This window comes from Seohaeicola nanhaiensis, from assembly GCF_042654245.1.
GTDB lineage: Bacteria > Pseudomonadota > Alphaproteobacteria > Rhodobacterales > Rhodobacteraceae > Seohaeicola_A > Seohaeicola_A nanhaiensis.
On sequence record NZ_JBHSGI010000002.1, the window covers coordinates 1,150,756 to 1,162,785 of the forward strand.

General features: G+C 64.1%; 12 protein-coding genes. 10 read left to right on the plus strand and 2 right to left on the minus strand.

Annotated elements, in window-relative coordinates:
- Position 1: 1 nt before the first annotated feature.
- Complete coding sequence (locus ACFO5X_RS05770) at positions 2–835, minus strand: prephenate dehydratase (protein WP_380716294.1); 834 nt, start codon at positions 833–835, stop codon at positions 2–4.
- Between the two features lie 119 nt (positions 836–954).
- On the opposite strand from ACFO5X_RS05770, the gene ACFO5X_RS05775 reads away from it, so the two are divergent.
- The 5 genes from ACFO5X_RS05775 to ACFO5X_RS05795 all read left to right on the plus strand — a co-directional run bounded on the left by ACFO5X_RS05775 (position 955) and on the right by ACFO5X_RS05795 (position 7,323).
- Positions 955–1,455, plus strand: coding sequence for a c-type cytochrome (locus tag ACFO5X_RS05775; RefSeq protein WP_380716295.1), 501 nt, complete (start codon positions 955–957; stop codon positions 1,453–1,455).
- 246 nt (positions 1,456–1,701) lie between these two features.
- On the plus strand, positions 1,702–3,540 hold the full coding sequence (locus ACFO5X_RS05780) for an extracellular solute-binding protein (protein WP_380716380.1): 1,839 nt from the start codon (positions 1,702–1,704) through the stop codon (positions 3,538–3,540).
- Between the two features lie 7 nt (positions 3,541–3,547).
- Positions 3,548–4,642, plus strand: a complete 1,095-nt coding sequence (locus ACFO5X_RS05785) for a microcin C ABC transporter permease YejB (RefSeq protein ID WP_380716297.1) — start codon at positions 3,548–3,550, stop codon at positions 4,640–4,642.
- Complete coding sequence (locus tag ACFO5X_RS05790) at positions 4,643–5,749, plus strand: ABC transporter permease (protein ID WP_380716298.1); 1,107 nt, start codon at positions 4,643–4,645, stop codon at positions 5,747–5,749.
- Complete coding sequence (locus ACFO5X_RS05795; RefSeq protein ID WP_380716299.1) at positions 5,746–7,323, plus strand: ABC transporter ATP-binding protein; 1,578 nt, start codon at positions 5,746–5,748, stop codon at positions 7,321–7,323. Before ACFO5X_RS05790 ends, ACFO5X_RS05795 begins: the two co-directional genes overlap by 4 nt.
- Positions 7,324–7,443: 120 nt before the next feature.
- Here the strand turns inward: ACFO5X_RS05795 and ypfJ are convergent, their stop codons facing one another.
- A complete protein-coding gene (gene ypfJ / locus ACFO5X_RS05800; RefSeq protein ID WP_380716300.1) occupies positions 7,444–8,283 on the minus strand; it encodes a KPN_02809 family neutral zinc metallopeptidase in 840 nt (279 codons plus the stop codon).
- Between the two features lie 145 nt (positions 8,284–8,428).
- Here ypfJ and ACFO5X_RS05805 point away from each other — a divergent pair, with 145 nt between their 5' ends.
- From ACFO5X_RS05805 to ACFO5X_RS05825, 5 genes are all read left to right on the plus strand, one after another.
- The gene (locus ACFO5X_RS05805) at positions 8,429–10,165 is read left to right on the plus strand and encodes a DNA polymerase III subunit gamma/tau (RefSeq protein ID WP_380716301.1); all 1,737 of its coding nucleotides are present in this window, start codon (positions 8,429–8,431) and stop codon (positions 10,163–10,165) included.
- Between the two features lie 91 nt (positions 10,166–10,256).
- Positions 10,257–10,652: a RidA family protein gene (locus ACFO5X_RS05810; protein WP_380716302.1), complete on the plus strand. Its 396-nt coding sequence runs from the start codon at positions 10,257–10,259 to the stop codon at positions 10,650–10,652.
- Positions 10,653–10,678: 26 nt separating this feature from the next.
- Positions 10,679–11,032, plus strand: a complete 354-nt coding sequence (locus tag ACFO5X_RS05815) for a YbaB/EbfC family nucleoid-associated protein (RefSeq protein ID WP_380716303.1) — start codon at positions 10,679–10,681, stop codon at positions 11,030–11,032.
- A gap of 7 nt (positions 11,033–11,039) precedes the next feature.
- Positions 11,040–11,633 carry a recombination mediator RecR gene (gene recR / locus ACFO5X_RS05820; protein WP_380716304.1) on the plus strand — a complete coding sequence of 198 codons (594 nt, stop codon included), beginning with the start codon at positions 11,040–11,042 and terminating at the stop codon, positions 11,631–11,633.
- The gene (locus ACFO5X_RS05825) at positions 11,634–12,014 is read left to right on the plus strand and encodes a hypothetical protein (protein ID WP_380716305.1); all 381 of its coding nucleotides are present in this window, start codon (positions 11,634–11,636) and stop codon (positions 12,012–12,014) included.
- The last annotated feature ends 16 nt before the right edge of the window (positions 12,015–12,030 follow it).

The following is a 12,030-nucleotide window of genomic DNA, read 5'->3' on the forward strand; positions in this document are numbered from 1 at the left end:
GTCAGCCGCGCTCCATCGCGGCAGGGTAGACGCCCAGAATTTCGGTATTGGTGGTGAAATACGACAGCTCGTCCAGGGCCAGGCGGACATTCGCATCCTCCGGGTGACCCTCGATATCGGCATAGAACTGGGTGGCGGTGAAATTGCCATCGACCATATAGCTTTCCAGCTTGGTCATGTTGATCCCGTTGGTCGCGAAACCGCCCATCGCCTTGTAGAGCGCCGCCGGAATGTTGCGCACCTGGAAGACAAAGGTCGTGATCATTCCATGCGTGCCGCGCCGGCTGTGATCGGCTTCGCGCGCCATGATCAGAAAGCGTGTCGTGTTGTGGGCATGGTCCTCGATGTGGCGCGCGAGGATGTGCAGCCCGTTGATCTCGGCCGCCAGATCGGACGCCAGCGCGCCGACCGTGCGCAGCCCCTCGCGGGCGATATCAGCCGCCGCCCCCGCACTGTCCGCCGCCGCCTCGCCACGAATGCCGTATCGGGCCAGATAGCTTTTCGCCTGCGGCAAGAGCACCGGATGCGCGCGAACGCTCTCCAGCTGGTCGACCCGCACGCCGGGCAGCGCCATCAGCGAGATATGCACCCGCACGAAGGCCTCGTCGACGATGTGCAGCCCGCTTTCGGGCAGCAGCCGGTGGATGTCGGCGACCCGGCCATAGGTCGAATTCTCGACCGGCAGCATCGCCAGCTCGGCCTTGCCCGACTGGACCGCCTCGATCACGTCCTCGAAACTGCGGCAGGGCAGCGCCTCCATGTCGGGGCGGGCGTTGCGGCAGGCCTCGTGGCTGTAGGCGCCAAGCTCTCCCTGAAAGGCGATGCGGTCGGTCATGTGCACATTTTCCTGCAACAACTGGGGGCTGGTCGTTTGGTCGCGGTGTCTATACCTTGCCTCGGAGAAGGGGAAGGCTTAGACAACCGCCCAAACAGATCAAATGGACTCGCGACCAAATGGATACGATGACGACAACCAAGGTGGTGGCTTCGCTGTGCGGCGCTTTTCTCGTGCTGCTGCTTGGCAAATGGGCGGCCGAGGCGATCTATCATGTCGGCGGCCACGGTGAAGCGGCCTATGTGATCGACACCGGCCCGAGCGAAAGCGCCGAACCGGCAGAGCAGGTCGATTTCAACGCTCTGGTGGCCGAGGCCGATGTCGCCAAGGGTGCCAATGTCTTCAAGAAGTGCGGTGCCTGCCACAAGATCGAGGATGGCGTGAACGGCACGGGTCCCTCGCTCTACGGCGTGGTCAACCGCGATGTCGCGTCCGAACCGGGCTTTTCCTATTCGGCAGCGATGCAGGGCGTCGAAGGCACCTGGACTCCAGAACATCTGAACGAATTCCTGACCAACCCCAAGGGTGTGGTTCCCGGCACCACCATGGGTTTTGCCGGTCTGAAGAAGATCGAAGAGCGGGCCGATCTTGTGGCCTATTTGGAAAGCATCGTGAAATAACCCAACCGGTTATGTCCAGCCTTTCAGGGCCGCTGCCATTGCAGCGGCCCTTCTGTTTTGTCCCGGCATTCAAGAAAGATCACATATTCTCAACTTGAATGTTGGCCCCCCGGGCCTTTACCTAGGCTGAACCTGGGCCAGGAGCCCGGTCCCAGCCGATGGAGGACCTACCCGATGATCCACACCCGTTCAGCTGCGGCAACCCGCGCGGCGGATCCCGTTCAGCCCCTGCTGGCGCTTCTGCTGATGCTGATCACGGCGGTCGGTCTCGCAGGCACGGCGCGCGGAGATGAGAAGATCATCAAGAGCCACGGCTACTCCTTCTATGGCGATCTGACCTACCCGGCGGACTTCGATCACCTGGCGTATGTGAACCCCGAGGCCCCGAAAGGCGGCGAGATTTCCGTCAGCGCCACCGGCACCTTCGATTCGATGAACCCCTATGCGGTCAAGGGCCGCGCCGGGATGCTGTCGTCGATGATGTATGAAAGCCTTCTGACCGAAAGCGCCGACACCTACGACGAAGGCTACGGCCTGCTGGCCGAAAGCGTCGAATACGACGAAGGCAAGAACTGGGTCATCTTCCACATGCGCCCCGAGGCGAAATTCTCGGACGGCACCCCGGTCACCGCCGAGGACGTGAAGTTCAGCCACGAGCTGCTGCTCGAACAGGGCCTGCCGTCGTACCGCGCCGGGGTCTCCAAGCGCATGAAAAGCGTCGAGGTGATCGACCCGCACACCATCAAGTTCACCTTCGTCGAGGGCATCTCGCGGCGCAGCCTGATCGACCAGGTCGGCGGCGTGCCGGTCTGGTCGAAGAAGTGGTACGAGGACACCGGCGCGCGGCTGGATGAAAGCCGGCTGGAAACCTCGCCCGGATCCGGGCCCTATATCGTCGAAACGGTGAACGTGAACCGCCGCATCGTCTACAAGCGCAATCCCGACTACTGGGGCAAGGATCTGCCCATCAACAAGGGCCGCCACAACTTCGACCGCATCCGGATCGAATATTTCGGCGACGACACCGTGGCCTTCGAGGCGTTCAAGGCCGGCGACTACACCTTCCGGGTCGAGAGCGACTCGAAGAAATGGGCGTCGAACTACAATTTCCCCAAGATCGCCGATGGTCAGGTGATCCGCACGGAACTGCCCGACGGCACGCCCCCGACCGCCACCGGCATCGTCTTCAACCTGCGCCGCGACATCCTCAAGGACAAGCGTGTGCGCGAGGCGGTTGCCCTGGGCTATAACTTCGAATGGACCAACGAGAGCCTGCAATACGGGCTGTTCAAACAGCGCAGCTCCTTCTCGCAGGACACGCCGATCATGGCGACCGATGCGCCGCAGGGCGCCGAACTCGACTTTCTCAAGTCGCTGGGCGACCTGGTGCAGCCCGAAATGCTGACCGAACCGGCACTGATGCCGCACACCTCCGACCCCGAGCGGCTGAGCGACCGCCGCAACCTGCGCAGGGCCATGAAGCTGCTCGACGAGGCCGGATGGCCCGTGGGCAGCGATGGCAAGCGGCGCAATGCAGCGGGCGAACTGCTGTCGCTGACGTTCCTGTTCAACAAGGCCAACGAAGGCACGCTCAGCGGCGCAATGGAGGCCTTCGTCGCGAACCTCGTGTCGATGGGCATTTCCGCCGAACTCCAAAAGGTCGACTCGGCGCAGTATACGCTGCGCGAACGGGACAACGATTACGACCTGATCTTCGACTTCTACCGACCCTTCCTCGGCACCGGCACCGGCCTCTCGCAGATGTATGGCACCCCGGCCGATGGCGGCGACTCGCTGTTCAACCCGGCCGGCCTGGCCAGCCCGCTGGTCGACAAGATCATCGACGCCTCGCTGCAGGCGCAAAGCGTCGAGGAAGAGCGCGCGACCCTGATGGCGCTCGACCGGGCGCTGCGGTACGAATTCATCATGATCCCGGTCTGGTACAAGCCGAATTACTGGGTCGCCTATTACGACCAGTATGAACATCCTGACCCGCTGCCGCCCTACGATCTCGGCTATCTCGATTTCTGGTGGTTCGATCAGGCAAAGGCCGAGGCCCTGCGAGCGGCCGGCGCGCTGAGGTAGACCCCGGATGGGCGCCTATATCCTTCGCCGGCTCCTGCTGATCGTGCCCACCCTTCTGGGGATCATGGTCATCAACTTCGCGTTGGTCCAGTTTGTCCCCGGCGGCCCCGTCGAACAGGCCATCGCCCGGGCGCAGGGCCAGGGCGATGTGTTCGGCGGCTTCACCGGCGGCGGCGGCGATGCCGCAAACATGGACCAGTCCGCCGGCGGCGGAGACGAGCGCTATATCGGCGCGCGCGGTCTCGACCCCAAGTTCATCGCCCAGCTTGAAAAGGAATACGGCTTCGACAAGCCGCCGCTGGAACGCTTCGTCGACATGATGTGGAACTACATGCGGCTCGATTTCGGCCAAAGCTTCTTCCGCTCGGAAAGCGTGATCAACCTCGTGCTCGAAAAGATGCCGGTCTCGATCTCGCTCGGTCTCTGGTCGACGCTGATTGCCTACCTGATTTCGATCCCGCTCGGCATCCGCAAGGCGGTAAAGGACGGCAGCCCCTTCGACACCTGGACCTCGGGCGCGATCATCGTCGCCTATGCGATCCCCTCGTATCTCTTCGCCATCCTGCTGCTGGTCGTCTTTGCCGGCGGCAGCTACTGGCAATGGTTTCCCCGCGCCGATCTCGTGTCGGAAAACTGGGACAGCCTGTCCTGGCCCGCCAAGATCCTCGACTACTTCTGGCACATGGTCCTGCCGATCACCGCCATGACCATCTCGGCCTTCGCCACGCTGACGCTGCTGACCAAGAACAGCTTCCTTGACGAAATCCGCAAGCAATACGTGATGACCGCCCGCGCCAAGGGCCTGCCCGACCGACGCGTCCTCTACGGCCACGTCTTCCGCAACGCGATGCTGATCGTGATCGCCGGCTTTCCCAGCGTGTTCATCGGCGTCTTCTTCACCGGCTCGCTACTGATCGAGACCATCTTCTCGCTCGACGGGCTGGGCCGCATGGGGTTCGAGGCGACACTGGCGCGCGACTATCCGATCATGTTCGGCACGCTGTTCATCATGGGCATCATGGGCCTTGTGGTCGGTATCATCTCGGACCTGATGTATGTCCTTGTCGATCCGCGCATCGACTTCGAAAAGCGCGAGGGCTGAATGACCCTGTCCCCGCTGAACCAGCGCCGCTGGCGCAATTTCAAACGCAACCGCCGCGCCTTCTGGTCGCTCTGGATCTTCCTGCTGCTCTTCGGCCTCAGCCTGTTCGCCGAGTTTCTGGCCTATAACAAGCCGATCCTGATCAGCTACCGTGGCGAATTCTATACCCCGATCTGGCAGTTCTATCCCGAGAGCGCCTTCGGCGGCGACTTCCAGACCGAGGCGGTCTACCGCGACCCCGAGGTTCAGTGCCTGATCGCCACCGGCGGCATCAACGAATGCCTCTACGAACCCGAGACCGTGGTCGCCGATGCCGCCGACGGCACCGTCGACGGCAAACCGGTGGAAAAGGGCTGGATGATCTGGCCGCTGATCCCTTACTCCTACGACACGCCGGTCGACCGCCCCGGCGCGGCGCCCCTGCCTCCGAACGGGCAGAACCTGCTCGGCACCGACGACACCAAGCATGACGTGCTGGCGCGGGTGATCCACGGGTTTCGGCTGTCCATCGCCTTCACCCTCGTCGTCACGGCGCTCTCCAGCGTTCTCGGCATCGCCGCCGGCGCCGTGCAGGGCTATTTCGGCGGCCGCACCGACCTGCTTTTCCAGCGCTTCATCGAGATCTGGAGCTCGGTCCCGATGCTATATGTCATCATCATCATGTTCGCCGTCTTCGACCGCTCCTTCTGGCTGCTGGTCTTCCTCATGGTCCTCTTCGGCTGGATGGGTCTGGTCGGAGTCGTGCGCGCCGAATTCCTGCGCGCGCGCAACTTCGAATACGTCCGCGCCGCCAAGGCGCTTGGCGTGTCGAACATGACGATCATGTTCCGCCACATGCTGCCCAATGCCATGGTCGCCACGCTGACCTTCATGCCCTTCATCGTCACCGGCACCATCGGCTCGCTCGCCGGGCTCGATTTCCTCGGCTTCGGCCTGCCTTCGACCGCGCCGTCGCTGGGCGAGCTGACGCTTCAGGCCAAGGAAAACCTGCACGCGCCCTGGCTGGCCTTCACAGCCTTCGGCGTCTTCGCCATCATGCTCTCGCTGCTGGTCTTCATCTTCGAAGGCGTGCGCGATGCCTTCGACCCGCGGAAGACATTCTCATGAGCCTGCTGGACGTTCGCAACCTCACCGTCGCCTTCCGTCAGGACGGCAAGACCACGCAGGCCGTCAGGGGCGTCTCCTTCTCGCTCGACCGGGGCGAAACCGTCGCGCTGGTGGGCGAATCCGGGTCCGGCAAATCGGTCACCGCGCTCTCGACCGTCTCGCTGCTGGGCGACAACGCCGAGGTCGGCGGTTCGGTCACCTATGACGGGCAAGAGATGATCGGCGCCAGCCGCCAGTTGCTGCACAAGGTACGCGGCAACGACATCAGCTTTATCTTTCAAGAGCCGATGACCTCGCTGAACCCGCTGCACACCATCGAAAAGCAGCTGGTCGAATCGCTCGAACTGCACCAGGGCCTGAGCGGCGACGCCGCCCGCGCCCGGGTGCTGGAATTGCTGAACAAGGTCGGCATCCGCGACGCCGAAACCCGCCTCGGCGCCTATCCGCACCAGCTGTCGGGCGGGCAGCGTCAGCGCGTGATGATCGCCATGGCACTGGCGAACAAGCCCGACATCCTGATCGCCGACGAACCGACCACCGCGCTTGACGTGACGATCCAGGCCCAGATCCTCGAACTGCTCGCCGAGCTGAAGAAGACCGAGAACATGGGGCTTCTCTTCATCACCCACGACCTTGGCATCGTGCGCCGCATCGCCGACCGGGTCTGCGTGATGAAGGGTGGCGAAATCGTCGAAGCAGGCCCAACGGCCCAGATCTTCGGCAACCCGCAGCATCCCTATACCCGGATGCTGCTGGCCGCCGAGCAGAAAGGCCAGCCCGATCCGGTGCCGGCGAACGCCAAGGTGGTTGCCGAGACGGAACACCTCAAGGTCTGGTTCCCGATCCATCGCGGCCTGCTCAAACGAACGGTCGGCTATGTGAAGGCGGTGAATGACGCGACCATCTCGGTCCGCGAAGGCGAAACCCTGGGGATCGTCGGCGAAAGCGGCTCGGGCAAGACGACGCTGGCACTGGCCATCATGCGGCTGATCCCGTCCGAGGGCCGCATCGTCTTCAACGGCCAGGACGTGCGACAGTGGTCGACGGGCGAACTTCGACGTCTGCGCAAGGACATGCAGATCGTCTTCCAGGATCCCTACGGCAGCCTCAGCCCGCGCATGACCTGTTTCGAGATCATCGCCGAAGGGCTGACGGTCCACAATGTCGACCCGACCCGCGACCGCCGCGAACTGGTGGCCGAGGCGATGGTCGAGACCGGTCTCGACCCGGCCGCCATGGACCGCTATCCGCACGAATTTTCGGGCGGCCAGCGCCAGCGGATCGCCATCGCCCGCGCCATGGTGCTGCGCCCGCGCCTGCTGGTCCTCGATGAACCGACCAGCGCGCTGGATATGACCGTCCAGGTCCAGATCGTGGAGCTTCTGCGCGGCCTCCAGAAGAAATACGGGCTGGCCTATCTCTTCATCTCGCACGACCTGAAGGTGGTTCGCGCGATGTCGCATCAGGTTATGGTGATGAAGCAGGGTGACGTGGTCGAACAGGGCCCAGCGGAGCAGGTCTTTGGCAACCCGCGCGAAGAATATACGCGAACCCTGCTGGCGGCGGCGGGGTAAATCCCGCCCTCCGACATCGTCCCCGAGCAAGAAAATAGGCGTCCCAAAAAGGTCACTCACTGATTTTCAAGCAAAATCAATGACATGACCCCCCGTCCTAGCTGGGACAGCCCAAACCCGTTACAGGGACCGGGCCGAGAATGTGTCGCAGGCGTTCACGTCGCCGCTGTCATAGCCCCTCTGAAACCACCCGGCCCTCTGTTCCGAGGTGCCGTGGGTAAAGGTATGCGGCTGCGGCACCCGGCCTGCGTCGCGCTGCAGCTTGTCGTCCCCGATCTGCCGCGCCGCGTTCAGCGCCTCGGTCAGGTCGCCCCGCTCCATCAGGCCCTTCACCTTGCTGGCCCAGATACCCGACAGGCAGTCGGCCTGCAGTTCCAGCCGCACTGTCAGCGCATTCGCCTCGGTCTTGCTCGCCCGCTGCCGGGCCTGATCCACTTCCGGCAGGATGCCGGCCAGGTTTTGAACGTGATGCGCCACCTCATGGGCGATCACATAGGCCGCCGCGAAATCGCCCTTCGCGCCAAGGCGCTGTTCGAGGGTCGCAAAGAAATCGAGGTCGATATAGGCCTTGCGATCGACCGGGCAATAGAACGGCCCCGTCGCGCCCGACGCGCCGCCACAACCGCTTTGCGTGACGCGGCTGAACAGAACCAGCGTCGGCGGCACGTATTGCGCGTTCAGCTGATCGCGGAACACCTGCGTCCAGACATCTTCGGTGGTTGCCAGGACCTGGCTGGTGAATTGCGCCGCCGCCTCTTCCTCGGGGGTCGGCTCGTAAGGCTGGTCATAGCTGCCGCCCTGATCCACGATCAGCGGCGTCACGTCGATTCCGGTGAAATATCCAATCGCCAAGACGACGAGAAGACCGACGCCACCGATACCGCCCATCGCCACGCCGCCGCCGCCACGCCCACGGCGATCCTCGACGTTGCTGCTGGTTCTCACACCGCGAAGACGCATGCCCCACACTCCCCGACTCTGACCCTGAAATCCTAGCCGAACGCCGCCGGCTTGGCGATGGTTCCCGCCGCCATCGGTGGACGTCCCGCCCCAGCCGTTCTAACCTGACGCGACGCTTTAGAATCCTCTCCGCATCCGGGACCGCATGTCAGATACCCAGCCCTCCGAATACCGCGTGCTTGCCCGCAAATACCGCCCCGAAACCTTTGCCGACCTCGTCGGACAAGAGGCGATGGTGCGCACGCTGAAGAACGCCTTCGCCGCCGACCGCATCGCGCAGGCCTTCATCATGACGGGTATCCGCGGCACCGGTAAGACCACCACGGCGCGGATCATCGCCAAGGGGATGAACTGCATCGGGCCGGATGGAAACGGAACCCCGACGACCGAACCCTGCGGGGTCTGCGAACACTGCGTCGCGATCATGGAAGGCCGCCACGTCGACGTAATGGAGATGGACGCCGCCAGCCGCACCGGCGTGGGCGACATCCGCGAGATCATCGACTCGGTCCGCTATCGCGCAGCCTCGGCGCGCTACAAGATCTACATCATCGACGAAGTGCACATGCTCTCGACCAACGCCTTCAATGCGCTGCTGAAGACGCTGGAAGAGCCGCCGGCCCACGTGAAATTCATCTTCGCCACCACAGAGATCCGCAAGGTGCCGGTCACGGTTCTCAGCCGCTGCCAGCGCTTCGACCTGCGCCGGATCGAACCGGAGGACATGCTGGGCCTGCTGCGCCGGATCGCCACGTCGGAAGGCGCGCAGATCACCGACGACGCCCTCGCGCTGATCACCCGCGCGGCCGAGGGCTCGGCCCGGGATGCGACCTCGCTGCTTGATCAGGCGATCAGCCATGGCGCGGGCGAAACCGGCGCGGATCAGGTCCGCGCGATGCTGGGGCTGGCCGACCGGGGCCGCGTTCTGGACCTGATGGATTTTATCCTGAAGGGCGATGCCGCCGGCGCGCTGCGCGAGCTGGGCAGCCAATATGCCGAGGGCGCCGACCCGCTGGCCGTGCTGCGCGATCTGGCCGAGATCACGCATTGGGTCAGCGTCGTGAAGATCACGCCGGATGCGGCCGAAGACCCCACCATTTCGCCGGACGAGCGCGCGCGCGGCAGCGCGATGGCCGAACAGCTGGCGATGCGGGTTCTGGCGCGGATGTGGCAGATGCTGCTGAAGGCGCTGGAAGAGGTGGCCGCCGCGCCCAATGCCATGATGGCCGCCGAGATGGCGGTGATCCGGCTGACGCACGTCGCCGACCTGCCCTCGCCCGAGGAACTGGTGCGGCGGCTAGAAAGCACGCCGCCGCCCCCTTCCCCCGCGCCCGGTCAGGGCGGCGGCGGATCTGCGCCCGGCGCGGGCGGCGGCAGCATGTCCCGCCCAATGGGTGGCGGTGGTGGTGGCGGCGCCCAAGCGGCGCTAGCGGTCGAGGCGGCGCTCGCGCGCTATCCGACCTTCGACCATGTGGTCGAACTGATCCGCGTCAACCGCGACGGCAAGCTGCTGGCGGATGTGGAGACCGATCTGCGGCTGGTCAGCTATCAGCCCGGCCGGATCGAATTTGAACCGACCGATCGGGCCCCGGCCGACATGGCCCAGCGACTGGGTCAAAGGCTGCAGGCCTGGACCGGCAACCGCTGGGCGGTTTCGGTGGTGAACAGCGGCGGCGCGCCAACCATCGACGAGGTGCGCAACGCCGAGAAATACAGGCTCGAAGCCGAAGCGAAGGAGCACCCTTTGGTGCAGGCCGTTCTCGCCCATTTTCCCAAGGCCAAGATCAAGGGTATCCGCACAGCCGAACAGATCGCCGCCGAAGCGATCACCGAGGCGTTGCCTGAGGTCGAGGATGAATGGGATCCGTTTGAGGATGGCTGACGCCATCCTCGAAAGAGCCGGACAGAGCGGGAAATCCTGCGGAGTCCCGCACCTGGGAATGGAGTCCAGATTGAGCCGGAATTTCTGAACAATGTCCTTCAAAGCCCTCACTCCGCCCGGCTTCGAAGCGGTTTCCCGCGACTGGAAGTTCTCTATGGGTCTGGTCTCGGGTGACCATATCTTTCTCACCGGCATCACCGGCCAGCGGCTGAACGGAGAGATTCCCGAGGACGCCGAAACGCAATTCAATGTCGCCTTCGACAATATTGCCACGATCCTGGAAGAAGGCGGGATGACATTGGCCGATATGGTCGATGTGACCACGTTCCACGTCGGACTTCGCGATCATCTCGATACGTTCCGCAAGGTCTGGGGCGAGCGGGTTGCAGACCCATATCCTGCCTGGACCGCCATCGAGGTGGTGGGATTCATCATCCCCGGCAACTATATCGAGGTGAAGGTGGTGGCCCGCCTGCCGAAGGTGTAAACGGGCAGAAACATAAGGAGACAGCGATGCTGAAAGGATTGGGCGGGCTCGGCGGGCTCGGCGACATGGCCAAGATGATGAAGGCCGCACAGGAAGTGCAGGGCAAGATGGCTCAGCTGCAGGAGGACCTGCAGACCATGACCGTCACCGGCGAAAGCGGTGCGGGACTGGTCAAGGCCGTGTGCTCGTGCAAGGGCGATCTGAAGTCACTGGACATCGATCCGTCCATCTTCAATCCCGACGAAAAGGAAGTGGTCGAGGATCTTATCCTGGCCGCGATCAAGGACGCACAGGCCAAGGCCAGTGAACGGGCACAGTCGGAGATGGCAAAGCTGTCCGAGGGCATGGGCCTGCCCAAGGACATGAAGCTGCCGTTCTGAGCCGGCCTTGAGCAGCACCCGCGACATTGATGCGCTGATCGACCTGATGGCCCGGTTGCCGGGGCTTGGGCCGCGGTCGGCGCGCCGCGCGGTGCTGCATCTGATCCGCAAGCGCGGCCTGCTTCTCGCGCCTCTGGCGCGCCAGATGCAGGTGGTCGCCGAGACAGCCCGCGAGTGCCTGAACTGCGGCAACGTTGGCACCTCCGATATCTGCGATATCTGCACCTCGGAAAAGCGCGCCAATGGCGAGCTCTGCGTGGTCGAGGATGTCGCTGACCTTTGGGCGATGGAACGGTCGGGCGGATTCCGCGGCCGGTATCACGTGCTGGGCGGCACGCTGTCGGCGCTGGATGCGGTCGGGCCGGAAGAGTTGCGGATCCCAAAGCTGAAAGACAGGGTGCACAGCGAGGGGATCACCGAGGTGATCCTGGCCCTGAACGCCACCGTCGACGGGCTGACAACCTCGCATTACATCGCCGACCAGCTTTCTGGGCAGGTCAGGATCACCTCGCTGGCGCAGGGCGTGCCGATCGGGGGCGAGTTGGATTATCTCGACGATGGCACCATCAGCACTGCCCTCCGCGCGCGCAAGGAGGTCTGAGTGCCCATGCTGCGCGCCGGGGCCCTGTATTTCCTTGGTGCCTTTGCGCTGGGGTTCGTGCTGGGCACCATCCGGGTGCTGTGGCTGGCGCCGGCCATCGGTGCCTTTGCCGCTGTCTCAGTCGAACTGCCGCTGATGCTGGGCTTTGCCTGGTGGCTGTCGTCTCGTCTGGCGCTCTCTCTGGGCACCTGGCAGCGGATCGGCATGGGCGCCTTTGCCTTCGTGCTGCTGATGCTGGCCGAGGCGGCGGTGGGACTCTTCGCTCTGGGCCTGTCGCCCGTCGCCTATCTCGCCGGGCTTCTGACGCCAGAGGGCAAGGTCGGCCTGGCCGGCCAGCTGGTTTTTGCCCTGCTGCCCTGGCTGCAGCGGCCGCGCGGCTAAGGCCGCGCGCGCCGGA